Here is a 25,521-nt window from a genome sequence, read left to right as displayed (position 1 = left end):
TTGATCTTTTTAACCATATTAGAAGGCGCTTATAAAACTGTTGGATTGCCGCTCCTCACTACTTGTTGAAAAAGCAAAAAAATTCGTGAAAACAGCCAATAAAAAACACCCATCAATTTGATGAGTGTTTTGAGTGCTTATTTAAGTTTGGAAAATGCTTTTTCAGCAGCCTCTATTGTCTTTTCAATATCTTCATCTGTATGAGCGGTTGAGAGGAAAAGCCCTTCGAATTGAGACGGAGGCAGGAATACACCCTGATTTGCCATTTCCCTGTAGTATTCTGCAAAGTATTCCAGATTGGACGTTTTTGCTTTTTCATAGTTAGTAACATCTTCATTGGTAAAGAAGAACCCAATCATGGATCCGGCACGATTAATTGTATGCGGGATATCAAATTTTTCTGCGGCAGCTTTTAAGCCCTCTTCCAGCCTGTCTGCTTTCCGTTCGAACTCTTTATACGATTCAGGAGTAAGCTGACTTAATGTCTCAAAGCCTGCTGTCATGGCGAGTGGGTTGCCCGATAATGTACCAGCCTGATAGATTGGGCCACTCGGTGCAATTTGCTTCATGATTTCAGCTTTACCGCCGTAGGCACCTACAGGAAGGCCTCCACCAATAACCTTACCGAGACATGTAATATCCGGTGTTACATCGAAGTAACCCTGAGCACAATTGTAGCCAACACGGAACCCGGTCATAACTTCATCAAAGATTAGTAAAGAACCATTTTGCTCTGTAATCTCTCTCAACCCTTCAAGGAAACCTGGCTGAGGAGGAACAACTCCCATATTTCCTGCAACAGGCTCTACAATAAGTCCTGCGATATCTTCGCCATATTGTTCGAATGCATATCTTACGCTTTCAAGGTCATTATACGGAACAGTGATTGTATTTTTGGCTACACCCTCAGGAACTCCAGGACTATCAGGAAGTCCAAGAGTGGCTACACCTGAACCCGCTTTTATGAGCAGGGAGTCCCCATGTCCATGATAGCAGCCTTCAAATTTCATGATTTTATTTCGGCCGGTATAGCCCCGGGCTAATCGCAAGGCACTCATCGTTGCTTCTGTCCCTGAAGAAACCATGCGCACCACTTCTATTGACGGCACACGTTCAATAACCAGCTTGGCCAGTTCATTTTCAATTTCAGTCGGTGCACCGAAGCTCGTCCCCATTTCGGCCACCTTTTTAATTGACTCAACGACACGGTCATTCGTATGGCCCAGGATTAAAGGGCCCCAGGATAAAACATAATCAATATACTCATTTCCATCAATATCATAGATCTTTGATCCTTTGCCCCGTTCCATGAAAATCGGGTCCATATTGACAGATTTAAAGGCGCGAACCGGGGAGTTAACTCCCCCGGGCATTAATTTGCTTGCTTCTTTGAAAGCTTCAATAGATTTATCGTAAGAACGCATGTCATCCCTCTTTTCTTGTTATAGGTAAAACTATTGCTGTTCCTTAATCCATCTGGCTGCATCTTTTGCATGGTAAGTAATGATTAAATCGCTTCCAGCACGCTTCATGCCAGTTAGCATTTCCATTACAATTTTCTCTTCATCGATCCAGCCATTTTGTGCTGCAGCTTTAACCATGGAATATTCACCGCTCACATTGTAAATGACAATCGGCAGGTTGATATTATTTTTTACATCACGGACGATATCTAGGTACGGCATACCTGGTTTTACAATCAGAAAGTCTGCTCCCTCCATTAAATCAGACTCCGCTTCACGCATTGCTTCCATGCGGTTTGCAGGGTCCATCTGGTAAGCTTTGCGGTCGCCGAATTGCGGAGTGCTGTCTGCAGCGTCCCGGAATGGGCCATAAAAGGCAGATGAATATTTTACAGCGTAAGACATAACCGGAATATTTTCAAAGCCTGCTTCATCAAGCCCAGCACGAATGGCAGCTGTAAAGCCATCCATCATATTTGAAGGTGCAATGATATCTGCTCCTGCTTTCGCCTGGCTGATAGCCGTCTGTACAAGCAATTCAAGCGATGCATCATTTAGCACTTCACCATTTTCAATCAGACCGCAATGGCCATGATCAGTATATTCGCATAGACAAGTATCAGCAATGACGATCACTTCAGGAAAATTGGATTTAATAAATCTTGTTGCTTCCTGAACAATGCCATGGTCATGATAGGCCTGCTGCCCGCATGCATCCTTTTCTTTCGGGATCCCAAATAATAAAACGGATTTGATTCCAAGAGAAACCACTTCATTCATTTCTTCTTCCAAATGGTCCAGTGAAAGATTGTAGATCCCCGGCATTGAAGAAATTTCCCTTTTGATATCATTTCCCTCAGCTACGAAAATTGGATAAATTAAATCCTCTGTCCGCAAATAAGTTTCGCGCACAAGCGCTCTCATGTTTGGGCTTTGGCGAAGGCGTCTATGCCTGGTAAATTGTAGATCCATTAAAATTCCCTCCTAGTCATTGTTTCCAAATAGGCAATAATACTTTCAAGCATGCTATGTACTGTATATTCTTCCGGAACAGCATGTACCTTCAGACCGTAGGCTTCTGCTCGTTCTTTTGTAACGGGGCCAATACAGCTGATTAAGCTGTTCTTTACAGAATCTTGATACCCAAGTTCCCTTAGGGCACCCATGAAATGATCCACAGTTGAAGGGCTTGTAAAAGTCAGTATATCTATCCCTTTCCCTGAAAGCTGCTTCTGTAACAGGGCAATGCTTTCTTTTGGAAAAAAAGTCTTATAGACAATGATTTCATTGAGCATGGCGCCTTTTTCAGAAAGGGCAGTGGCAATATAGTCCCGTGCCAGATTTCCCTTGGGAATTAAAACCTTCGTTCCGTTTTCAACAAACGGCAAAAAATCCTCAACAAATCCCTCCGCAACATATTCCCGGGGGATAAAATCAGCATTAAGCCCTTTAACAGAAAGACATTTTTGAGTCTTTTCTCCGATTACTGCAATTTTCGGTAAAGGCTTGTTAACAGGCATTTTATAATCCTCAAAGAAAGCTTCAACGGCTGTATTACTTGTGAAAATTACCCAATCATAAGTGTGAATTCGCTTTCGTGCTTCAGATAAAGCTTCAGAGTTTCGTAAAGGCATAAAAGCAATTAGGGGGATCTCAACTGGTATCCCCCCATAGTTTTTAACAAGCTTTGAAAATGCCTGAGCCTGTTTTTTCCCTCTTGGCACCAGAACAGTCATGCCTTTTAAAGGGGAGGAACGGGTCATTGCCCTTCAAGCTCCTCTTTTACACGGTCAATCAGCTCTTTAGCTCCCTGTGCAGTTAACTTCTCAGCCATTGCAATTCCAACATCTTCCGGGTTTGTGCCTGTTAACTTTTCCTTATAGATGACCTTCCCGTCAGGGGAACCGACAAGACCGGTTAATTCAACTTCACCTGTTTCATTTAGAGTGGCATATCCTGCAATCGGCACCTGGCAGCCTCCCTCCATTTTATGCAGAAACGCTCGCTCTGTCCTTACAGTTTGGCTTGTCTCACGACATGTGAACTTGTCCAGCAACGAAAGAAGCTCTTCATCACTTTCCCGGCACTCAATGGATAGAGCGCCCTGGCCGACAGCCGGCACGCAGAGTTCAGGCTCCAAAAATTCAGTCACAACATCGGAAGCCCAGCCCATTCTGGAAAGTCCCGCCGCTGCGAGAATAATCGCATCATATTCTTCTGTTTCCAGCTTTGATAACCTTGTATCTATATTTCCTCTAATCCATTTAATCTCTAAATCAGGGCGCTGAGCTAAAATCTGTGCCCCCCTGCGCAAGCTGCTTGTTCCAATGATGGAACCGGCTTTTAAGTCACTGAGCTTTACATGCCCTTTTGAGATTAGCGCATCACGATGGTCTTCTCTTTCAGGAATGCTGCCTATAATAAGTCCTTCAGGCAGGACAGCCGGCATATCCTTCATACTATGTACAGCCATATCAATTTCTTTATCAAGCATTGCCTGCTCGATTTCTTTAACAAATAACCCTTTGCCGCCTACCTTGGAAAGTGTTACATCAAGAATTTTATCTCCCTTAGTCACGATTTCTTTCACTTCAAACTCAAAGGAAGGATCGATGCTTTTCAATTGATTGATTACCCATTTTGTTTGGGTTAGTGCTAGCTTGCTTCTTCTGGAACCAACAATAATTTTTCTCATGACAGCCTCCTACAATTGACCAGCTGACCATAAGCTGTGGCCGCTGGGCTTATGAATACCAAAAATGGAAAGATGAAAGTTTTCCAAACAGAAAGAAATTAATTAATACAATAAGAAAAGATGCTATATTCCAAAGTGCCAAAGATTTGCCGTATAAGCCTTTCCCAACTTTCATATAGAGATAGATACTGTATAAAGCAAGGACAATAAAAGACCCGATTACTTTCGAATCGAACCAAATCATATCAGGCACTTTAAGATAAGCCCATTGAATACCTAATATTAAGCTTATCATCAGCATAGGTACACCAATTACGTTTAATACATATGACATATATTCAAGCTTAGATAAATCCGTTATCCGCAGCAATCTGGTTCCCCATTTTTTCCTTTTAAGCAAGTCATATTGAATCAAATAAAGTAATGAAAAAACAAAGGAGAGAGAGAAAGCCCCATAAGAAAGAATCGCAACGGTTATATGGATAAGCAGAAGTTCTGATATAAGCTGCTGCGCCTTTACGGCCGAATCAATCTGGACGGGTGCGAATGTATGAATGGCCATAATTATAAAGCCAAGAACATTTGTAAAAAAGACGATAAAGTCGACCCTGAGAAGCCGATTTATCCCTAGTGAGAGAGTAATAAGAACCCATGCATAGAAATAAAGGCCTTCAAAAATGGTCAATACAGGGAACCTGCCTGTATTTATCATATATAAGACAAGGAATACAGTTTGCAATACCCACACAAATGCAAGTAACCAGAAGGCAACTCGGTTCGCCTTCCGGTTATGATGAAGAAAATCGATAAAATATAAAAGGACACATAAGGCATACAGAACCACCGTAAATTCATGCAGCCGTGTCATATAGATGTCAAACATGGACAGAACCTCTCTTATGATTGAAAGGAAGCCTGTGGTGATTGAGCGATAGCGTGTTTTGGCTTGGCTGCGGACACGTTCTGCTGCTCTGAAACAAGTTCTTCTATATTAAAGATTTTTACAAATAAATCTAATGCCTGTTCGGAATCATTCTGTCCAGCCATTTCTTTAGCTTGTAAAATAGGATCTTTTAATAGCTGATTGATGATGCTCTTTGTATGCTTGTTCAACACCTTTTTATCACGATCACTCAAGTGAGGCAGCTTTCTTTCAATGCTTGTCATGGTTTCACTCTGTATAGCCAGTGCTTTCTCACGCAATGCAGAAATAACCGGAACAACTCCAAGCAAATTCAGCCACTGCTTGAAATCAACAATTTCTCCCTCGATCATCAGCTGAATTTTTTCTGCTGCCTTTTTGCGCTCCTGAAGGTTTGCTTCGACTATTCCCTCAAGATCATCAATGTCATATAGGAAAATGCTGTCCAATTCAGCCAGCTTTGGATCCAAATCCCGTGGCACGGCAATATCCACCATAAATAATGGCTTCCCTTTGCGCATTTTTTCCACGTTAGTCATCATGCCTTTAGTAATAACAAACTCTTTGGCTCCCGTTGAACTGATTAAAATATCAGCATCTATAAGAGCATTTTGCAGCTCATCCAGTGTCTTTGCTTCACCGGCATAACGGCTAGCAAGATCCTGGGCTTTTTCATAAGTGCGGTTAATAACAGTTACTTTGCTCGCTCCATTAGCATGAAGATTCTGGATCGCAAGCTCTCCCATTTTGCCAGCACCTAAAATAAGGACATGCTTATTTTCAAGCGTACCGAATATTTTTTTAGCCAATTCTACCGCTGCGTAGCTGACTGAGACAGCATTGGCCCCTATTTCCGTTTCCGAATGTGCACGCTTTGCAAGAGTTACTGCCTGCTTAAACAGGTGGTTAAATACTGTACCAATTGTATTTTCTGATTGCGCCTCCAAAAAACTTGACCGCACCTGTCCCAAAATTTGTGTCTCTCCAAGAATCATGGAATTAAGCCCGCATGCTACTTTAAATAGATGCTCTATTGCCCCATCCTCTTCATAGATAAACAGGAAAGGAGAAAATTCGTTCTGATCCATATTAAAGTGCTCTGCCAGAAATTCCTTTATATAATAACGGCCAGTATGAAGCTGGTCCACCACCGCATAAATTTCGGTCCGATTGCATGTAGACAGAATAACATTCTCTAAAATGCTCTTTTTATCATTCAATGTCTTCATCGCATCGCCCAATTGTGAAGAGTTAAAGGTTAGACGCTCACGAATTTCAACAGGGGCAGTTTTATAATTTAGACCGACGACCAAGATATGCATTAGAAATTGACACCCCCAGATAGATTGCATAGTTCACTAAGATAATTATATCACTTCTATTTATTTAATTTAATGCTAAAATGTGAACAGAAATTGAACACATATGTTAATATGTTTTAGAAAATATAAATTTCTGAAATAGACAAATACTCCCTTAAGTACAGTAACAAAAAAACTTGCCAGATTCAAGTGAACCTTATTGGAAGTGGTGTTTTAATGAAAAATCAGCGTATTTTCCCGGGAATAATATTAATCGGCTTCGGCGCCTACTTTTTCCTTCAGCAAACAAACTTCAGTCTTCTACAGCCATTTTATACATGGCCTACGCTTCTTATGATCGTCGGAGCTGCCTTTTTATTTCAGGCATATCGCGCCAGAGACTATGAGTCAATTCTCCCAGGTGTGATTTTGGCCGGATTTGGCCTGCACTTCCATGTTGTGAACCGTCTTGAAATATGGCCCGATCACATAGGAACTTTTATACTGATCATCGCACTGGGTTTCCTTCTTCGCCATCAAAAAACAGGATCTGGATTGTTTCAGGGAATCTTATTTTTAATTCTTGCCGCCATGCTGCTTTTTTATGACAGAGTCATTGAATGGATGGGGCTTTTGGAAAACGGCGTATCGAACGCCTGGCGCTTTTGGCCAATCCTCTTAATGCTGATTGGATTTTATTTTTTAATTGTAAAGAAAAAATAGAAAAGACAGGGGATACTTTACTCTTCCCCTGTCTTTTTTGCCTTCAAACAATCTTATAGGACGGAATCCAAAAAGTTTTTAGTCCGCTCCTCTTTTGGGTTATTAAACAAATCCTCCGGATGCCCAACTTCCACAATTCTTCCGTCGTGCATATAGACAGCCCAGTCTGCAACTTCCTTCGCAAAGCCCATTTCATGGGTAACGACCACCATCGTCATTCCTTCTTCAGCCAATTCTTTCATTGTGGAAAGAACTTCCCCGACAAGCTCAGGATCCAAGGCAGATGTCGGTTCATCAAAAAGCATGATATCCGGCTTCATTGCCAGGGCCCTGGCAATGGCAACACGCTGCTTCTGTCCCCCGGATAACTTCGATGGATAAACATTTTCCTTGTCAGAAAGCCCCACTTTTTTTAACAGCTCCTGCGCTTCTTTCTTTACTTGATCTTTAGACAGCTTTTTAACATGCATAGGTGCTTCCATGACATTTTCGAGAACCGTCATATGGGGAAAAAGATGAAAATGCTGGAAAACCATTCCTACTTTTTCTCTGACTTTATTTAGATCATGGGTTTCTTTTTCAACCTTTTCACCCTCAAAAATGATGTTTCCACTATCTTTCAGCTCAAGAAAGTTCAAGCATCGGAGAAGTGTGCTTTTCCCTGACCCGCTTGCACCGATCAGGCAAACCACATCGCTTTCTTTAACTGTTATGTCAATATCTTTTAATACATGTAAATCACCGAATGATTTATTAAGCTTTTCCACTTTTATCATGTACGATTCACTCATGCCTATCCTTCCTCCTTAATCACTGCTTGCCATTCTTTTCTCAACCATATTTACAAGGACTGAGAAAATAAGTACAAGTACTAAATAGTAAACAGCTACAATCAGCAAGTAGCTCATGTAGTCATATTCATTTGAACCATATGTTGTCGCCACATTAAAGAGCTCGTACATGCCGATAAAGGAAGCAAGTGAAGAATCCTTCAGAGCAATTATAAACTGATTGCCAAGCGGCGGCATTGCACGGCGAAAAGCCTGGGGAAGGATAATTCGCCTCATCGCCAGGCTGGCTGTCATGCCAAGCGAACGCCCTGCTTCCATCTGCCCCTTGTCTATGGATTGGATGGAGCCTCTAAATATTTCGGCTATGTATGCGCCATTGTGGAAGGCAAGGCCAAGCACAACGGACCAAAACTGTGAAATATCCAAAGCAGTCAAACCAAAATAGAAAATGAAAATTTGTACAACCAGCGGTGTTCCTCTTACTAGGAAAATATATATATCAGCAATCCATTCCAAAACTTTAATTCTTGATATCTTTAAAAAAGCAAAAAATAAACCTATAAAAATCGCAATAAAAACTGCTACCACAGTTAATTGAAAGGTTAACAGCATCCCTTTCAAAAAAACGGGATATGTATCAATAAACTTCGTAAGCAAATCCAAAAGGATCCCTCCTATCCGATGCTAGTTGAGTTTGATGTTTAAAAAAAAACTGTTTTCTTAAAGTTTGTTGCTTACGTGCAGCTAACTAATTTTAACCACTGAGTTAATTGGAGCGGAAGACGCGAGAACCTCGGAAATGCTATCGCATTTCTTCGTGCGGTGTGCATTCGAGGAAGCTTATTCAACGTCCTATGGGAGTAGCTTTCCAAAAAGGGAGACCCTGCAGACGCAGAGCGTCAGGGAGGCTCCCGAGCCCGCGGTTCGCTGAGTGCCCCGTGCTGAAATCAACGGCCAGAATTCATAAGCTTTAACAACATTCTATGAGAAAAGATCCTAAAACAATAAAACAGGCGAATGCATTCTTACACACATCCGCCCGCAATGTTATTCCTTCTCAGGATCAACCGTTATATCTTCACCGATATATTTTTTGCTGATTTCTGTGAGTGTTCCATTCTCGCGAAGTGTTTCCAGAGCTTCATTTACCTTTTCCAAGAGCTCTTCATTGTCCTTTGCAACTGCGATTGCCTGCTCACTGCGTCCAAGAAGCTCTTTTCCTTCAATTTCCATACCCGCGCCTATCGCTTCTTTTCCTGTAATAAAGTCAGTAATAACAGCATCATGCTTACCTTTGCTTAATGCTTCCAGGGCTACAACATCACTATCATAAAATTGAATATTATCTGTAACTTCTTCTGCATTTGCAGTGTATGTAGATCCTTTTGATACGGCGATTTCCAAGCCTTCCAAATCCTCAATTGTTTCAACTGAACTATCTGGACGCACATAAATTTGCGGTCCTGAATAGTAGTAAGGCGTCGAAAAGTTTACAGCCTGCTTTCGTTCTTCAGTAATCGTATGGCTGGCTACAGCTGCATCAAAACGGCCTGATTTTACGCCTTCCACAATACCGCCAAATTTAAATTTATTCTGAACCGGTTCGAGTCCAAGCTCTTTCGCAACAGCTTCGGCTACTTCAATATCAAAGCCGCTCATGCTCCCATCATCATTTGTAAAACTAAAAGGTTTGAACTCTCCTGATGCTGCATACGTAAACTTTCCATCTTCTACAAGGTCCATTCCATCTTTAGACGCTTCCTCTGATCCACATGCAGCCAGGACCAATACAAAAGCAGCTGCTATAATTCCTTTTAACCAATGTCTCACTAGTCTAAATTCCCCCTTCAGTTTCTCTCTATTATAAATACCCTTTAACTTTATCATTATTATAATATTTTCTCAAAATTCATATTTTATGATAATTCACGATATTAAATGATTTGGCCGATTCTCATCAACTGACAAGCCTTGTGCTCCAATATGAACTTAGATACTCGTCTATCCTGCAAATTCCTTTTGATTTGACACCAACACTATTGCTTATCTTTCCACACAGCTTGCCTCCTTCTTCAAGGCTATAATAAACGCTTAGTTATATCCGCCTGCTCCAGAAGTGCGAAAAAAATCCCGCTGTATAATACAGCGGGATTCTCTTAAATATAGCTTAACAATGTTTTCCATGCCTGGTCTTTTCCATAGCCAGTTTCGGAAGAAAACATGATAATTTGATCATTTGGATCAATATCCAGCGTTTCTTTTGTTATCTTCATATGCTTTTGCCACTTGGACTTTGGTATCTTATCAGCTTTAGTGGCAATCACAACACATGGAATATCATAATGCTTTAAAAAGTCATACATCATGACATCATCACTTGTTGGTGGATGCCGCAAATCAACAATAAGAACAACTGCCTTTAACTGCTCTCTGTTCGTTAAATATGTTTCAATCATTTTACCCCATGCTTCACGTTCTTTTTTAGATACCTTTGCATAGCCATAGCCTGGTACATCTACAAAGTGCAGCATCTCATTAATGATGTAAAAGTTTAGAGTTTGCGTTTTTCCTGGCTTGGAGGAAATTCTGGCCAGCCCTCTTCGATTGAGCATTTTATTAATAAAAGAGGACTTGCCGACATTTGAGCGGCCAGCAAGGGCAAATTCCGGCAACTCACTATCGGGATATTGATCCGGCTTCACAGCACTGATGACGATTTCTGAGCTGGTTACTTTCATACTTGTGCACCGCCGTTCAGAGCATGCTTCAGTACTTCATCTACATGGGACACCAAAACAAAATCAAGTTCCTCCCGGATACTTTCCGGGATATCCTCAATATCCTTTTCATTATCTTTTGGAAGGATAATTTTGGTCAGGCCGGCACGATGCGCACTTAAAGACTTCTCTTTTAAGCCGCCAATAGGAAGAACCCGTCCCCTTAATGTGATTTCGCCTGTCATCCCTACTTCTTTGCGAATTGGTTTGCCTGATAAAGCAGAAACCAATGCTGTTGTGATCGTTATGCCTGCAGAAGGACCGTCCTTTGGAACAGCCCCTTCCGGAACATGAATATGAATGTCATGTTTTTCATGGAAATTCTCATCTATGCCTAATTCTTTTGCTTTTGAACGTACATAGCTGAATGCCGCTTGTGCGGATTCCTTCATTACATCTCCCAGCTTACCTGTTAAAACAAGTTTTCCTTTGCCTGGCGAAAGGGATACTTCAATTTGCAGCGTGTCGCCTCCGACAGTTGTATAGGCCAGTCCTGTCGCAACACCCACCTGATCCTCTTGCTCTGCCTGGCCATATCTGAACTTTGGTTTTCCGAGAAACTCTTCTACGTTCTTTGCAGAAACAATGACTTTCTTCTTGTCCCCCGAGACGATGATTTTGGCTGTTTTCCTGCAAATAGTAGCAAGCTGGCGCTCCAATCCCCGCACTCCGGCTTCGCGGGTATAATAACGGACTACCATTTGCAGCCCATCTTCGCGGATCTGAAGCTGCGACTTGGAAAGCCCATGCTCCTTCACTTGCTTTGGAAGAAGATGATCTTTTGCAATGTGTATTTTCTCCTGCTCGGTATAGCCGGCGATTGTGATAATTTCCATTCTATCCAGCAATGGGCCTGGTATTGTGCTCAGATTATTTGCTGTTGCTATAAACATTACCTTGGAAAGATCATATGTCTCTTCAATATAATGATCGCTAAAGTTATGGTTTTGCTCAGGATCCAATACCTCCAGCATGGCTGATGAAGGATCGCCGCGAAAGTCGGAAGACATCTTGTCTATTTCATCAAGCAAAAACACAGGATTAATTGTGCCTGCTTTCTTCATCCCCTGGATAATGCGGCCCGGCATCGCTCCTACATATGTTCTTCTATGACCGCGGATTTCTGACTCATCCCGCACTCCCCCAAGAGATACCCTTACAAAATTTCTGTTAAGGGATGTTGCGATGGAACGTGCCAGACTTGTTTTGCCGACCCCTGGAGGTCCCGCAAGACATAGGATTGGACCTTTAAGGGAGTTTGTCAGCTTCTGGACGGCAAGGTATTCCAAAACCCGTTCCTTAACCTTTTCAAGTCCGTAATGGTCTTCATTCAGAATGCGTTCGGCTTTGCGGATATCCAGATCATCCTCTGTTGCATTTGACCATGGCAAAGTAACAAGCCATTCAATATAGTTGCGGATGACGGCACTTTCAGCAGAACTCGACGGTACCTTCTCATAGCGGTCAAGTTCTTTTAAAGCTGTTAGCTGGACATGCTCCGGCATGCCTGCTTTCTCGATTTTATCAGTAAGGTCGGAAATTTCTCCAGTCTTGCCTTCCTTATCCCCAAGCTCCTTTTGGATTGCTTTCATCTGTTCCCGCAAATAGTATTCCTTTTGCGTTCTCTCCATTGACTTTTTAACACGCTGGCCAATCTTCTTTTCGAGGTTCAGAACTTCCTTTTCATTATGGATGATTTCAATAACCTGGTTCATGCGTTCTTTTACATCAATCGTTTCAAGTATTTCTTGCTTTTCCTTGAGTTTCAAAGGTAAATGTGAAGAGATGATATCTGCCATACGGCCCGGCTCTTCTATATCTGCAACCGAGGAATACGTTTCCGCAGAAATTTTCTTCGATACCTTTATGTACTGCTCAAAATATTCCAGCATGGTTCTCATTAAAGCCTGGTCTTCCACATCCTTTGTTTCCGGATCTTCAAAGACCTTGACACTTACGGAATAATGTTCAGCTTCTTCCTGAAATCCGATGATTTCAGCCCTTTTGAGCCCTTCAACGAGCACACGGATGGTTCCGTTTGGGAGCTTGAGCATCTGCTTTACCCGGGTAAGTGTACCCATGTGATATAAATCGTCCTCAGACGGCTCATCTATAGATATATCTTTTTGCGTTGTTAAGAAAATTAAATGGTCATCTACCATTGCTTTTTCAAGGGCTTGAACCGATCTTTCACGACCTACATCCAAGTGTAGAACCATGGTCGGATAAACAAGCAAACCCCGAAGCGGCAGGAGGGGGACGATGATTTCTTTCTTTTTCGCCATTCCTTTGCACCTCCAAATGCATATCATTTTAACCCTAAAATTGCTAATAATTGCTTTGTACAATTCTATCGTATTTATTAAACAGTGTCTATCAAAGAGAAAAGCGGATGTCTGTCTTGGAAAACTAACTGATAATTACACTTTATCCTTCTTTACGCAAATAAAACTTCGGTTTGTAGCCTAAACTGCAAACCGAAGTTTTTTACCGCTATTAGCGGGGGAATTTCTTAGAATTACCCTGTTTGCCTGAGCTAGACCACTAGATGCTCTCTTTTTTCGATAATTCGATTGAAGCTGTTATGGCTTGCTCTTTGTGAAAATCCTTTAGTAAGGCCAATTCAAATACTTCATTTAAGTGGCTTACAGGTACAATTTTTATGCCTGAAATCTCTTTTAGTATGGATTGCATATTTTCTTTCGGGATAATCACGGTTTGGGCTCCTGCCTTTTTGGCAGCTTTCACTTTTGGATATACTCCGCCAATTGGCTTTACGTGGCCATGAATACTTATTTCACCGGTCATGGCCAGAGTATGGTCAACCGGGCGCTTATAAATTGCAGAATATATTCCTGTCGCCATTGCGATACCTGCAGACGGCCCGTCAATCGGAACTCCGCCCGGGAAGTTAACATGAATATCATAGTCATCTGCCGGTACTCCCATTGACCTGAGCACGGTTATTACATTTTCAATTGACCCTTTTGCCATACTTTTTCTGCGGATTGATTTTCCTTGCCCGCCAATGCTTTCTTCTTCCACAATCCCTGTAATATTAATACTGCCCTTCTCTTTAGCCGGTATAACAGTAACTTCAATTTCAAGCAAGGCACCTGTATTTGGTCCATAAACAGCCAGGCCGTTTACAAGGCCGACCGCTGGATTGGAATTAATTTTCCGTTCCATTCTCGGGGTAAGCTGGCTCGATTGTATAACCCATTCAATATCTTCATCTTTTATGTAATCTCTATCTTCGGTAATAGCTAGTCCAGCTGAAATTTGGATCATATTGACAGCCTCACGTCCATTTCTTGCATAGTTCGCAAGGGTTCCGAGAGCATTTTCACTAATTTTAAGGTTAACTTTTTCCGCTGCTTTTTTTCCGACAGCAGCAATTTCTTCTTCGGCCAATTCCCTGAAAAATACTTCCATGCATCTTGAACGTATGGCTGGCGGAATTTCATTTGGCGTTCTGGTTGTTGCTCCAATCAGCCGAAAGTCTGCAGGAAGCCCATTTTTAAAAATATCATGAATATGATTTGGAATTTGTGTATTTTCTTCATTGTAATATGCACTCTCAAGAAATACTTTTCGATCCTCAAGCACCTTCAAAAGCTTGTTCATTTGAATTGGATGGAGTTCTCCAATTTCATCAATGAACAGAACTCCCCCATGAGCATTGGTAACGGCCCCCTGTTTAGGCTGCGGTATTCCCGCTTGTCCCATCGCACCGGCTCCCTGGTAGATAGGATCATGGACAGAGCCTATGAGTGGATCAGCAATACCGCGTTCATCAAACCTGGCTGTCGTTGCATCCAATTCAATAAAAACGGAGGATTGCTGAAATGGAGACTTTGCATTTTTCTTCGCTTCCTCTAAGACCAATCTGGCTGCAGCCGTTTTTCCCACACCTGGAGGCCCATAAATAATGACATGCTGAGGATTGGGTCCGCACAATGCCGCTTTCAGAGACTTAATTCCGTCTTCCTGCCCGACAATATCTGCGAAGCTGGTTGGACGCACTTTTTCTGCCAATGGCTCAGTTAAAGATATTGAGCGCATCTTTTTTAAGACATCCATTTCTTTTCTTGATTCCCGGTCAATTGAAACCTTTTGTGTCCGCTGGCTTCTTAGCAAATTCCAAAAATAAAGCCCGATGACAATTCCAAAAAACAATTGGATAAATAAAGCAATCCCCGTCCAACTCATTGTGTTCCCTCCTGCATTATTAGTTCTCGCTGATAATGCTAGTATCTCCCTCACTGAGTTGGAATAAACAAGGAATTCACTTAAAAGTATGTAAAGAATGCGGCAAAGGGAATGAAGCAAAATTCCGCTTAAGGGCATAAATCCATATAAAAATGGCCATGCCCATAAGGGCTGGCCACATAATCATGCAGAGGTTTTGCGTTCTTCTTCAACAACTGTTCCATCCTCTAAAACAAGCTTGGGAGTACCGTTGTCAATAACTGTTTCTTTTGTGATAATACATTTTTTAATATCTTCACGTGAAGGAAGATCAAACATGACATCAAGCATAATTCCTTCAATAATGGAACGGAGTCCGCGTGCCCCTGTCTTTCTTTCAATTGCTTTTTTAGCAATTTCTTCAAGAGCGCCTTCCTCAAATTCAAGTTCCACATCATCAAGCTCAAGCATTTTTTGATATTGTTTAACAAGAGCGTTTTTCGGCTTTGTTAAAATCTCAATCAATGCTGCTTCATCAAGCTGTGAAAGGCTAGCAATAACCGGTAGTCTTCCGATGAATTCGGGAATTAAACCAAATTTCAGCAAGTCTTCTGGTAATACCTTTGCCAGAAGATCCTTTGGTTCGATTTCTTTCTGTTTTTGATCAGAACCAAAACCGATTACTTTCTGGCCAAGGCGGCGTTTAATAATTTGCTCGATGCCATCAAATGCACCGCCGCAAATAAATAGGATATTGGTTGTATCAATTTGAATGAATTCCTGATGTGGATGCTTACGGCCGCCTTGAGGCGGAACGCTGGCAACTGTACCTTCCAGGATTTTCAATAAGGCCTGCTGTACACCTTCACCTGAAACATCACGAGTAATGGAAGGGTTTTCTGACTTTCGTGCAACTTTATCAATTTCATCGATATAAATAATCCCTTTTTCAGCCTTTTCAACATCATAATCCGCTGCCTGGATCAGCTTTAAGAGAATATTTTCAACATCCTCCCCGACATACCCAGCCTCAGTCAATGAAGTGGCATCTGCAATGGCAAACGGAACATTAAGAATGCGTGCCAGTGTCTGGGCTAGCAATGTCTTACCGCTTCCTGTCGGCCCGATCATGGCGATATTACTTTTTGACAGCTCTACTTCATCAATCTTACTGTTGGAGTTTATACGTTTATAGTGGTTATAAACGGCAACAGATAAAGATTTCTTTGCCTGGTCCTGCCCTATAACATATTCATCTAGAATGTCACGGATTTCAGCCGGCTTTGGCACATCCTTGAATTCAACTTCTTCTTCTGTACCAAGCTCTTCTTCAACAATTTCTGTGCAGAGCTCAATGCACTCATCACATATATAAACCCCTGGTCCGGCAACTAGTTTGCGAACCTGGTCCTGTGTCTTTCCGCAGAAAGAACATTTTAATTGCCCTTTTTCATCATTAAATTTAAACAAAATCCTTCACCCCTTGAAAGAAACTTCAAAACGATATATTAAGCTTGCGAAATCACATGCAAAAAATCAAAAATCAGCCATAGAAAAGTTGGAAATATTTATAAGACTCCGTTAAATTAGCGTATTGATTCCGCTGCAGGCACGCAGCGAACCGCAGGCTGCCTGGAGCCTCCTCGAATCAGCATCGCACGAAGAAAATGTGTATGCATTTTCAAGAATCTCAAGCCTTTCGCTCCAATCAATACGGTGTTAAAACATAGCCATTTAGGTCCTCAAAAAATCTGGCAGCAGCCTATCTTTAATAATTCACACTTTCTTAAAAATCAAAACCTTCAGCAGTTATGTATTGCATTGTAACACATTTTTACAGTGGACAGGAAATGATAACTCTTAGAAACCATGTAGATTATGTATGCATGCATGTGATGGTAATCCGCAAAGAAAAACAGGCTGAATTTATATGTACTTCCATAAGCTTAACCAAAAAACGCTAAATTAAGTCGGCCACTTTCGCCGATAATTAAATTAACTATATATATGTATTTGTATTCCTGTCCATGTCCAATATGTCGTAAAACTTTTCACTTGGCAAATATCCAAGAGCACGCGGCGCTGTTATGTATAGTCTAGATTGTATAAAACAAGGCACGATAAACTCGCGCCTTGTTTCTATTACTTCTATTATGCAACAGTTTTACTATTTTCTACAAGGAAATCAACTGCTTTTTTAATTTGAAGATCTGCTTTTAGGCCTTCAAGGCTTCCAAGCGCTTGTGTGATCTGGTCAACAGACATGTTGTACATTTCTGCCATTTTGTTAAGTTCTTCTGTAACTTCTTCATCCGCTACTTCAATGTTTTCTGCTTTTGCGATTGCTTCAAGTGTAAGGTTTACACGTACACGCTTTTCAGCTTCCTCTTTCATTTGTTCGCGTAATGCAGCTTCATCCTGGCCAGAGAACTGGAAGTATAATTCAAGGTTCATGCCTTGCATTTGAAGGCGCTGTTCAAATTCCTGCATCATGCGGTCAACTTCAGTGTCAACCATTGGAGAAGGAATTTCAACTTCTGCATTTGCAGCAGCAGCTTCAACTACAGTGTCACGAACATGATGCTCAGCTTCATGCTTCTTGCTTTCTTCTAAGCGTGCTGTGATTTTTTCTTTTAATGCGTCTAATGTTTCAACTTCTTCGTCTGCATCCTTAGCAAATTCATCATCCAGCTCAGGAAGCTGTTTTGTTTTGATTTCATGTACAGTTACTTTGAAAGTTGCAGGCTTGCCAGCTAACTCAGCAGCATGGTATTCCTCTGGGAATGTCACTTCAACATCTTTTGATTCACCAGCAGCCGCTCCAAGCAATTGGTCTTCAAAGCCTGGAATGAATTGGCCAGAACCAAGTTCAAGTGAGTAGTTCTCAGCTTTTCCGCCTTCGAAAGCTTCGCCATCAACGAATCCTTCAAAGTCCATAACAACTGTATCTCCGTTTTCTGCTTTGCCTTCTTCTTTAACAGCAAGCTCAGCTTGTCTTTCCTGAAGTGAAGTTAACTCGTTGTTAACATCTTCATCTGTAACGTTTGTATCAAGCGGCTGAACTTCAATGCCTTTATATTCGCCTAGCTTTACTTCTGGCTTAACTGTTACTGTCGCTTTAAAAATTAAGCTCTTGCCTTTTTCAATTTGCTCAACATCAATTTCAGGACGGTCTACAGGCTCGATTCCTGTTTCATCGATTGCATTTGCATAAGCTTCAGGAAGTAGAAAATCTACTGCATCCTGGTATAAAGATTCAACTCCGAAACGCTTTTCAAACATTCCGCGAGGCATTTTACCTTTACGGAATCCAGGTACGTTAACTTGTTTAACTACTTTTTTAAATGCAGCGTCTAAACCTTCGTTTACTTTCTCTGCATCTACTTCAATTGTAAGAACCCCGCGGTTCCCTTCTAACTTTTCAAATTTAGCAGACATACAATCATTTCCCTCCAAAAATCTATTATCATTTCATTCACAGCAGAATGTTATGAATATCTCTTGTTTTGCAAGCCATATCCATGGATTAAATGTATATATACACATAATACAACCATTATATTATAACATACGTACCTGGTCTTTCAACATTGAAGGCTAAATATTGGGATAAGAAATTTCTTCTATCTTTCTTATGAAGGCAAGAGCTTGTTCTACTTCCTCTTCAGGAGCCCCATATATTTGTCCCAGCTTGTCATTAAAATCACCCTGTCCATGGTACTCGTTGGCAAGACTATGGTATGCTGCGGCCCAGGATGCTGAATTAGCCGGTTCCACCTCAATTGGATAAAGTATAAAGAAATGCCTTTCAATGAGGCTTTTTGTATTTTCATATAGTATAGGGTCTTCCTGCTCCAAATGGGCACCCAACCGGCTTACAATTGTTAATAGCTGTGGCTGCTGATGTACCGAAGGAAGCTCAGAAGGCCTAACCTGAATCCTTTTTTCAAATTTCCGCAGCAATACTTCCTTATCATACTCATGCTCTGACAGTACATTTAAAAGCATTGTTTTAAAAAAAGGGTGCCCCTCGCTGGATTCGAGGTATGCTTTAATATCTTCTATATAAGGCCTTATATTGTTTTTTGCAAGCTGTGCAGCCAGCTGTATTTGCTCATTTTGATCCTGATAAGAAAATAGATTCAGCTTTTTATTTTTAAATTCTTCTATAGGAGGAGCTTCTTTCTCCCGTTCTTCCGGATTTGAATTAGCCATTTTTCTGCTGAATTCAAGCATTCTGCTAAAATGCTCAAACTTCTCCTTTGGGATCTCTCTTTCTTCCAGCAGAACTTCAATAGTTGTAACGATCTCACTATACTGATGAAGCTGAACAAGAATCATTAAATATAAATCCATTACCTGTATGTAATCTCCATTACCTGTTTGAAGCATTTTATTAGCAAGTTCTTTTGCTTTATGTAGTGCACCCGCTTCAAAATAAGCCAGAACAAGCCCAATATGGATATCTGTATTGTCAGGTTCGATCTCCATCGCTTCCTCAAAGAAACGGATGGATTCCTGATACCTTCTTTGCTGGAAGCTCTCAAGCCCTTTTTCCAACAATCTTTTCTCAACGTCGGGAAATAGAATAATTTTACTGTTTTGTTTTTTCCGTTCCCGTTTGTCCATGCTAGTACCGCCTCAATTTATTATTTTTGAAGTTAGTTTAGCATGAATTATTAAAAAAACAAAAAGATTCATGGCATCATCCATGAATCTTCTTCTTAATTTTTATGTTAAACGAGCTCACTTTTTTCAAAATCTGCAATGCTGTTCTCTAGTTGAAGGGTTATCTCGATCTCATCCCAGCCATTAATCAGCATCTTCTTCCAATAATCATTAATAGAGAATTGCGCTGTAAAGCCCTGGGCATCTTCAATATTTTCATTTTGCAGGTCAATTTTCAGTTCATATGGCTGGTTCTTGGCGCGCTCAAGCAGATAATCAACCGTTTCAGCAGGCAGACTGATAGGCAATAGTCCATTCTTTAAACAGTTTTGATGGAATATATCGGCAAAAGAAGGTGCGATTATCACTTTAAAGCCATAATCCCCCAGTGCCCACGGTGCATGCTCACGTGAAGACCCGCATCCAAAATTTTCATTCGCAATAAGAATGGGAGCACCTTGGTTTTCTTCTTTATTCAGTTCAAACTCAGGGTTTGGTTCTCCCTCTTTATTAAACCTCCAGTCATAGAAAAGATATTGACCAAACCCTGTCTTTTCAATTCTTTTCAGAAATTGCTTAGGGATAATTTGATCTGTATCTACATTCGCTCTGTCTATGGCTACTGCTTTTCCTTGTAAAGTCTTAAATCCGCTCATTCTGCTTTCCTCCTTCTTATTGAACTGTTTCCGCTGCCAGCAAAGCCCCCACGTCCACAAAGTGTCCATACAATGCTGCTGCAGCTGCCATCATAGGGCTGACAAGATGTGTTCTTGCACCTGATCCTTGGCGTCCCTCAAAATTACGGTTTGAGGTTGATGCACAATGCTCGCCGCTTGGCACAGTGTCATTATTCATGCTGAGACACATACTGCAGCCTGATTCTCTCCATTCGAACCCAGCTTGCTTGAAAATAACATCGAGGCCTTCAGCCTCTGCCTGTTTTTTCACCTGCTGCGAACCAGGTACAACAAGCGCTCTAACTTGCGGATGAACATTTTTACCTCTGATGATTTCCGCTGCCTGCCTCAAGTCCTCTAATCGGGAATTCGTGCACGATCCAATGAAAACGTGCTGGATTTGAATGTCCTTAATTTTTTGCCCTTCCTTTAAGCCCATGTAAGCTAAAGCTCTGGACAGCGATTTTTGCTCGAGCTCGGTATCGCAATCCTCAAGCTTGGGAATTTGTTCTGTTACTTTTGAGGTCATCGATGGATTCGTACCCCAGCTGACCATTGGTGCAATATCAGCTGCATGAATTTCGATGATTTTATCGTAGGCAGCATCCGGGTCTGAAGCAAGCTCTTTCCAGCTTTCAACTGCTTGCCCGAAGGCTTCCCCTTTTGGAGCGTACTTTCGGCCTTCCAGATAGGCAAACGTCGTTTCATCCGGACTAACCAGCCCGGCTCTTGCCCCTCCTTCAATTGACATATTGCAAATTGTCATTCTTTCTTCCATGGTCATTTGGGCAATGGTATCCCCGCAATACTCAATAACATGGCCGGTACCAAAGCCAATCCCATTTTTGGCTATCACATAAAGAATGACATCCTTTGCAGTAACACCCTTATTCAATTCTCCATTAATTTCTAACTTCAATGTCTTAGGCTTTGTTTGCCATAAGGTCTGGGTTGCCATCACATGCTCCACTTCACTTGTGCCAATTCCAAAAGCAATAGATCCAAATGCTCCATGAGTAGAGGTATGGCTGTCACCGCATACAATAGTCATCCCTGGCTGTGTAAGTCCCAGCTCAGGCCCGATAACATGCACGATCCCCTGGTCTGGGCTGTCCAGCCCGGCAAGAGGAACCCCAAATTCCATACAGTTTTTTTCTAGAGTGGTCATTTGGTTTAATGCAATCGGATCATTAATGACCTTTCGGTTATCAGTAGGAATGTTATGGTCTACTGTGGCAAAGGTTTTATCAGGTCTTCTCACTTTTCTATTTTTCATTCTTAAGCCGGAAAAGGCCTGAGGGGATGTAACTTCATGCACTAAATGAAGATCAATGTACATTAAATCCGGCTTTCCTTCTTCTCTGTGGACAACATGTTTTTCCCAAATCTTATCTATAATTGATTTTCCCATTATTTGCTCCACGCCCTTTTAAAAGAAACACGGCCGATTAAGGCCGTGTTTCAGTTTTTAGTGATTGGCTTTGTTAAACTTACCTGTTGAATTCTCCTCCGATCAACAGGGTGCCAAAAAATCAATAATGTGGCCTAGTGATTAAATCTATGCATAAGCTCCCATGATATTTAAGATTGCTTCGTTATCAAGAAGAGTAGCCTTCACTTCTTCGATCATTTCCGATGTAGAAACCTGTTTTTTCCCGAATGAGGCGATATCTCTCGTACGATAGCCTGCATCCAGAACTTGATTTACGGCATTTTCGATCGCTTCTGCTTCCTCTTCCATTCCAAAAGATAAGCGAAGCATCATGGCAGCAGATAAAATCATGGCAATTGGGTTTGCTGCATTCTTACCTTCGATATCCGGTGCTGAACCATGGATTGGCTCGTATAAATATGGTCCATTTTCTGAAATGCTTGCAGATGGCAGCATCCCCAGAGAACCTGTCAATACGGATGCTTCATCGCTCAAAATATCTCCAAACATATTCTCTGTTACCACAACATCAAACTGTTTAGGATTTTTAATCATTTGCATGGCTGCATTATCAACAAGCATATGCTCCAAAACAACGTCCGGATATTGGTTTGAAATATCCTCCGCTACCTCTCTCCACATTCGGCTTGATTCAAGAACATTTGCTTTATCGACAGATGTGACTTTTCCGCGCCGTTTTCTGGCAAGTTCGAAAGCCAGTTTTATCACACGGTACATCTCTTCTTTTTGATAAAATAATGTATCAACTACTGCATCTTCACCGTTCTGATGTGTGCGCTCGCTTGGCTTCCCGAAATAAAGACCGCCAGTTAATTCTCTGACCATCAGCATATCAACGCCCTCAATAACTTCCTTCCTTAATGGTGAAGTATCTGAAAGGCTTGAATAATACTGGGTCGGCCTTAGATTCGCATATAAATTCAGTTCTTTGCGGATCTCAAGAGGCCCCTTTCAGGACGAAGGTGGGGAGGCTGCCGGTCCCATTTTGGGCCGCCAACCGCTCCAAGCAATACCGCATCGCTCTCTTTGCAAAGCTCCAAAGTTTCTTCAGGCAGCGGAGTGCCTGCTGCATCAATTGCCGTTCCGCCAATTTTTCCGTATGAAAAATAAAATTGGTGCCCGAAACGTTCCCCAACAGCTTGCAGGACTTCAATTGCTCCATTCACCACTTCTTTGCCGATTCCGTCTCCAGGAAGTACCGCGATACGTTTTTTCATTTTAATCCCTCCGCCTAGTTTTTTAGTTTGAAAGGTGCCGCAAAAGCGGGCGCCTCCATTGGCATTTTTTATTTTGACTCTACTGCAGGTACTGCAGTTTTCTCATTCATGTAGATTACTCTATTAACAGCATTCAAATAAGCCTTTGATGAAGCTTCCAATACGTCCTGAGCTAATCCCCGTCCGCTGGTCTCCACTCCATCATACTTCAACTTTACATATACCTGGGCTAAAGCATCTCTGCCTGCCCCAACAGATTGAATACGGTAATCAAGAAGGTTAACCGTGCCATTTACGCACTTTTCCAATGTGTTATATAACGCTTCTATGCTTCCGGCTCCTGTACCCGCTTCTTGTATAACCTCATTACTTGAACCTGATAGTGTAACAGTCGCCGTTGGGACAGAGCTGGTGCCATATTGGATTTGGATTCCGATCAGCTCGTAGAAACGCTGTTCTTTGGAGAGCTTTTCTTCCAATACGATTGCCGCAAGATCATCATCTGTCATCTCTTTTTTGCGGTCAGCCAAATCTTTGAATACTGTAAATAACGGTTTAATATCTTCATCCGAAACGTCAAGCCCCAGTTCCATCAGGCGATTTTTAAATGCATGCCGTCCTGAATGCTTTCCAAGCACCATAGAATTGGATTGGAAACCTACCAAATCTGGAGAAATAATTTCATAAGTTGTTTTCTCTTTTAATACGCCATCCTGGTGTATGCCAGATTCGTGGGCAAAAGCATTGCGTCCGACAATTGCTTTGTTGGCTGGTACTGCCATGCCTGTAAGTTTGCTGACCAGGCTGCTGGTTCGGCTAATTTCCTGCAGATTCAAGCGGGTTGATGCCTGATAGTGATCATTGCGGATATATAGGGCAACCCCAAGTTCCTCCAACGCTGCATTTCCGGCTCTTTCGCCTATGCCATTAATGGTTCCTTCTATCTGTGTTGCCCCATTTTCAATCGCTGACAAAGAATTGGCTATGGCCATCCCCAGGTCATCATGGCAATGAGCTGAAAGGGAAACCGTATCTATAGAAGGAACATGATTTTTTAGGTATTGAAAAATCTCGCCATATTCCTGTGGAGTTGTGTAGCCGACTGTATCTGGTATATTGATAATCCTAGCCCCTGCCTGGATTACTTTCTCAATAATTTCAGCAAGGAATGGCAATTCAGTCCGGGATGCGTCCTCCGCTGACCATTGGACAATCGGAAACCTGGCCGCAGCATATTTCACTGTTTCTACTGCTGTTTCAGTTACTTCTTCTTTTGTTTTTTTCAATTTATATTGCCTATGGATGGGAGAGGTTGCCAGGAATGTATGTATTCTTGGCTCAGCTCCATCTTTTAGCGACTCCCAGGCTGCATCAATATCTGAAATCACAGCTCTAGCAAGACCCGTTACCGAGCAGTTCCTGATTGTTTGGGCAATTTTTTGCACGGAAGCGAAATCACCCCTTGAAGCAGCTGGGAAACCTGCTTCGATAATATCAACATTCAGGCGCTCTAGCTGTCTGGCAATTTCCAGCTTTTCCGAAAAATTAAGATTTACGCCGGCTGACTGTTCACCATCTCTTAAAGTTGTGTCAAAAATCTTAATTGTTCGCACTGACAGCAACTTCTTTCTTTTTGCTGCTATTTACAAATGGCATCATTTTACGGAGCTCTCTTCCCACCTGTTCGATTGGATGCTCATTCTCTCTTTGGTTCACTGCGTTGAAAACTGGACGATTTGCCTGGTTTTCCAATATCCAGCCTTTAGCAAACTTTCCTTCCTGAATATCCTTTAGAACTGCCTTCATTTCTTCTTTTACTCTTGCATCTACTACACGAGGTCCGCTGACAAAGTCTCCCCATTGAGCTGTATCAGAGATTGAATAGCGCATTCCTTCCAAACCGCCTTCATACATAAGGTCTACAATGAGTTTAAGCTCATGCAAGCATTCGAAGTATGCTAATTCTGGCTGATAGCCTGCTTCAGTAAGGGTTTCAAAACCAGCTTTCACAAGTGAAGTCAACCCTCCGCAAAGCACTGCCTGTTCTCCGAATAAATCAGTTTCAGTCTCTTCCTTAAAGGTTGTTTCCAAAGCGCCTGCACGAAGGGCTCCAATAGCTTTAGCATAAGCAAGTGCAAGTTCCTGGGCTTCACCTGTAACATCTTGGTAGATTGCAAACAGTGCCGGTACACCTGCATCCTGTTCATATGTTCTTCTGACAAGATGTCCTGGACCTTTAGGCGCAACAAGCAATACATCACATTCTTTAGGAGGTACGATTTGACTAAAGTGAATATTAAAACCATGGGCAAACATTAATGCCTGGCTGGTTAGATTCGGTTCGATTTCTTCCTTATATACCTTTGGCTGAAGTTCATCAGGCAATAGAATCATAACCACATCCGCCTGGGCAGTTGCTTCCCCTACTGTATATACCTGAAACCCGTCTTCTGCTGCTTTTTCCCATGATTTTCCTTTGCGAAGGCCGATTACAACATCAACACCGCTGTCTCTCATATTTAGGGCGTGTGCATGTCCCTGGGATCCATACCCGATTACCGCTACTTTCTTTCCGTTTAAATATGATGGATTTGCATCTCCGTTATAATACATTTTTGCCATTTTAAATCTCCCTCTCTTTTT

General features: G+C 41.8%; 20 protein-coding genes and 1 pseudogene. 1 reads left to right on the top strand and 20 read right to left on the bottom strand.

Annotated elements, in window-relative coordinates; all coding sequences use genetic code 11:
* Positions 1-137: 137 nt before the first annotated feature.
* Genes hemL through hemA form a run of 6 tightly spaced genes read right to left on the bottom strand, consistent with a single transcriptional unit; the run spans position 138 to position 6,402 of the window.
* The gene (gene hemL, locus AC3ZVC_RS10100; RefSeq protein WP_490068222.1) at positions 138-1,424 is read right to left on the bottom strand and encodes a glutamate-1-semialdehyde 2,1-aminomutase; all 1,287 of its coding nucleotides are present in this window, start codon (positions 1,422-1,424) and stop codon (positions 138-140) included.
* Between the two features lie 30 nt (positions 1,425-1,454).
* On the bottom strand, positions 1,455-2,435 hold the full coding sequence (hemB, locus tag AC3ZVC_RS10095) for a porphobilinogen synthase (protein WP_490068221.1): 981 nt from the start codon (positions 2,433-2,435) through the stop codon (positions 1,455-1,457).
* Positions 2,435-3,226: a uroporphyrinogen-III synthase gene (locus tag AC3ZVC_RS10090; protein ID WP_490068220.1), complete on the bottom strand. Its 792-nt coding sequence runs from the start codon at positions 3,224-3,226 to the stop codon at positions 2,435-2,437. Before AC3ZVC_RS10090 ends, hemB begins: the two co-directional genes overlap by 1 nt.
* The gene (hemC, locus tag AC3ZVC_RS10085) at positions 3,223-4,158 is read right to left on the bottom strand and encodes a hydroxymethylbilane synthase (RefSeq protein WP_490068219.1); all 936 of its coding nucleotides are present in this window, start codon (positions 4,156-4,158) and stop codon (positions 3,223-3,225) included. The genes AC3ZVC_RS10090 and hemC overlap by 4 nt, the downstream gene beginning before the upstream one ends.
* A 49-nt stretch (positions 4,159-4,207) precedes the next feature.
* Positions 4,208-5,041: a cytochrome c biogenesis protein gene (locus AC3ZVC_RS10080; protein WP_490068218.1), complete on the bottom strand. Its 834-nt coding sequence runs from the start codon at positions 5,039-5,041 to the stop codon at positions 4,208-4,210.
* Between the two features lie 14 nt (positions 5,042-5,055).
* Positions 5,056-6,402, bottom strand: a complete 1,347-nt coding sequence (gene hemA, locus AC3ZVC_RS10075; protein ID WP_490068217.1) for a glutamyl-tRNA reductase — start codon at positions 6,400-6,402, stop codon at positions 5,056-5,058.
* A 216-nt stretch (positions 6,403-6,618) separates the two neighbouring features.
* On the opposite strand from hemA, the gene AC3ZVC_RS10070 reads away from it, so the two are divergent.
* Positions 6,619-7,104, top strand: a complete 486-nt coding sequence (locus tag AC3ZVC_RS10070) for a LiaI-LiaF-like domain-containing protein (protein ID WP_490068215.1) — start codon at positions 6,619-6,621, stop codon at positions 7,102-7,104.
* Between the two features lie 53 nt (positions 7,105-7,157).
* Here AC3ZVC_RS10070 and AC3ZVC_RS10065 read toward each other — a convergent pair whose 3' ends face one another.
* From AC3ZVC_RS10065 to ilvC, 14 genes and pseudogenes are all read right to left on the bottom strand, one after another.
* Positions 7,158-7,895 (bottom strand): amino acid ABC transporter ATP-binding protein, encoded by a 738-nt coding sequence (locus tag AC3ZVC_RS10065; RefSeq protein ID WP_285289067.1) that lies wholly within the window; start codon positions 7,893-7,895, stop codon positions 7,158-7,160.
* Between the two features lie 15 nt (positions 7,896-7,910).
* Positions 7,911-8,558: an amino acid ABC transporter permease gene (locus AC3ZVC_RS10060; RefSeq protein ID WP_490068214.1), complete on the bottom strand. Its 648-nt coding sequence runs from the start codon at positions 8,556-8,558 to the stop codon at positions 7,911-7,913.
* Positions 8,559-8,942: 384 nt separating this feature from the next.
* The gene (locus AC3ZVC_RS10055; protein WP_490068212.1) at positions 8,943-9,725 is read right to left on the bottom strand and encodes a transporter substrate-binding domain-containing protein; all 783 of its coding nucleotides are present in this window, start codon (positions 9,723-9,725) and stop codon (positions 8,943-8,945) included.
* Between the two features lie 326 nt (positions 9,726-10,051).
* Positions 10,052-10,633 (bottom strand): ribosome biogenesis GTP-binding protein YihA/YsxC, encoded by a 582-nt coding sequence (gene yihA, locus AC3ZVC_RS10050; protein ID WP_490068211.1) that lies wholly within the window; start codon positions 10,631-10,633, stop codon positions 10,052-10,054.
* Positions 10,630-12,957 (bottom strand): endopeptidase La, encoded by a 2,328-nt coding sequence (gene lon / locus AC3ZVC_RS10045; RefSeq protein ID WP_490068210.1) that lies wholly within the window; start codon positions 12,955-12,957, stop codon positions 10,630-10,632. The genes yihA and lon overlap by 4 nt, the downstream gene beginning before the upstream one ends.
* Before the next feature lie 259 nt (positions 12,958-13,216).
* Positions 13,217-14,884, bottom strand: a complete 1,668-nt coding sequence (gene lonB, locus AC3ZVC_RS10040) for an ATP-dependent protease LonB (RefSeq protein ID WP_490068208.1) — start codon at positions 14,882-14,884, stop codon at positions 13,217-13,219.
* A gap of 183 nt (positions 14,885-15,067) precedes the next feature.
* Positions 15,068-16,333, bottom strand: a complete 1,266-nt coding sequence (clpX, locus tag AC3ZVC_RS10035) for an ATP-dependent protease ATP-binding subunit ClpX (RefSeq protein WP_144543496.1) — start codon at positions 16,331-16,333, stop codon at positions 15,068-15,070.
* Between the two features lie 681 nt (positions 16,334-17,014).
* Positions 17,015-18,301: a trigger factor gene (gene tig, locus AC3ZVC_RS10030; RefSeq protein WP_490068207.1), complete on the bottom strand. Its 1,287-nt coding sequence runs from the start codon at positions 18,299-18,301 to the stop codon at positions 17,015-17,017.
* A gap of 159 nt (positions 18,302-18,460) precedes the next feature.
* Positions 18,461-19,492 carry a tetratricopeptide repeat protein gene (locus tag AC3ZVC_RS10025; RefSeq protein WP_490068206.1) on the bottom strand — a complete coding sequence of 344 codons (1,032 nt, stop codon included), beginning with the start codon at positions 19,490-19,492 and terminating at the stop codon, positions 18,461-18,463.
* A 107-nt stretch (positions 19,493-19,599) separates the two neighbouring features.
* Complete coding sequence (leuD, locus tag AC3ZVC_RS10020) at positions 19,600-20,187, bottom strand: 3-isopropylmalate dehydratase small subunit (protein ID WP_490068205.1); 588 nt, start codon at positions 20,185-20,187, stop codon at positions 19,600-19,602.
* Between the two features lie 16 nt (positions 20,188-20,203).
* Positions 20,204-21,619, bottom strand: a complete 1,416-nt coding sequence (leuC, locus tag AC3ZVC_RS10015) for a 3-isopropylmalate dehydratase large subunit (RefSeq protein ID WP_490068203.1) — start codon at positions 21,617-21,619, stop codon at positions 20,204-20,206.
* Between the two features lie 147 nt (positions 21,620-21,766).
* Positions 21,767-22,878: pseudogene (gene leuB, locus AC3ZVC_RS10010) on the bottom strand (3-isopropylmalate dehydrogenase).
* A 68-nt stretch (positions 22,879-22,946) separates the two neighbouring features.
* Positions 22,947-24,491 carry a 2-isopropylmalate synthase gene (locus AC3ZVC_RS10005; RefSeq protein ID WP_490068201.1) on the bottom strand — a complete coding sequence of 515 codons (1,545 nt, stop codon included), beginning with the start codon at positions 24,489-24,491 and terminating at the stop codon, positions 22,947-22,949.
* Positions 24,478-25,500, bottom strand: a complete 1,023-nt coding sequence (gene ilvC, locus AC3ZVC_RS10000; RefSeq protein ID WP_490068199.1) for a ketol-acid reductoisomerase — start codon at positions 25,498-25,500, stop codon at positions 24,478-24,480. Before ilvC ends, AC3ZVC_RS10005 begins: the two co-directional genes overlap by 14 nt.
* Positions 25,501-25,521 lie beyond the last annotated feature (21 nt).

It is taken from the genome of Cytobacillus sp. C11.1, from assembly GCF_058145115.1.
Note: the sequence above shows the minus strand (reverse complement) of the source record. Positions and strands in the feature narration are given on the sequence as shown.

Coding starts and splice junctions, on each gene's coding strand:
- hemL (WP_490068222.1), bottom strand. CDS start 1,424: ATGCGTTCTTACGATAAATCTATTGAAGCTTTCAAAGAAGCAAGCAAA.
- hemB (WP_490068221.1), bottom strand. CDS start 2,435: ATGGATCTACAATTTACCAGGCATAGACGCCTTCGCCAAAGCCCAAAC.
- AC3ZVC_RS10090 (WP_490068220.1), bottom strand. CDS start 3,226: ATGACCCGTTCCTCCCCTTTAAAAGGCATGACTGTTCTGGTGCCAAGA.
- hemC (WP_490068219.1), bottom strand. CDS start 4,158: ATGAGAAAAATTATTGTTGGTTCCAGAAGAAGCAAGCTAGCACTAACC.
- AC3ZVC_RS10080 (WP_490068218.1), bottom strand. CDS start 5,041: ATGTTTGACATCTATATGACACGGCTGCATGAATTTACGGTGGTTCTG.
- hemA (WP_490068217.1), bottom strand. CDS start 6,402: ATGCATATCTTGGTCGTCGGTCTAAATTATAAAACTGCCCCTGTTGAA.
- AC3ZVC_RS10070 (WP_490068215.1), top strand. CDS start 6,619: ATGAAAAATCAGCGTATTTTCCCGGGAATAATATTAATCGGCTTCGGC.
- AC3ZVC_RS10065 (WP_285289067.1), bottom strand. CDS start 7,895: ATGAGTGAATCGTACATGATAAAAGTGGAAAAGCTTAATAAATCATTC.
- yihA (WP_490068211.1), bottom strand. CDS start 10,633: ATGAAAGTAACCAGCTCAGAAATCGTCATCAGTGCTGTGAAGCCGGAT.
- lon (WP_490068210.1), bottom strand. CDS start 12,957: ATGGCGAAAAAGAAAGAAATCATCGTCCCCCTCCTGCCGCTTCGGGGT.
- lonB (WP_490068208.1), bottom strand. CDS start 14,884: ATGAGTTGGACGGGGATTGCTTTATTTATCCAATTGTTTTTTGGAATT.
- tig (WP_490068207.1), bottom strand. CDS start 18,301: ATGTCTGCTAAATTTGAAAAGTTAGAAGGGAACCGCGGGGTTCTTACA.
- AC3ZVC_RS10025 (WP_490068206.1), bottom strand. CDS start 19,492: ATGGACAAACGGGAACGGAAAAAACAAAACAGTAAAATTATTCTATTT.
- leuD (WP_490068205.1), bottom strand. CDS start 20,187: ATGAGCGGATTTAAGACTTTACAAGGAAAAGCAGTAGCCATAGACAGA.
- leuC (WP_490068203.1), bottom strand. CDS start 21,619: ATGGGAAAATCAATTATAGATAAGATTTGGGAAAAACATGTTGTCCAC.
- ilvC (WP_490068199.1), bottom strand. CDS start 25,500: ATGGCAAAAATGTATTATAACGGAGATGCAAATCCATCATATTTAAAC.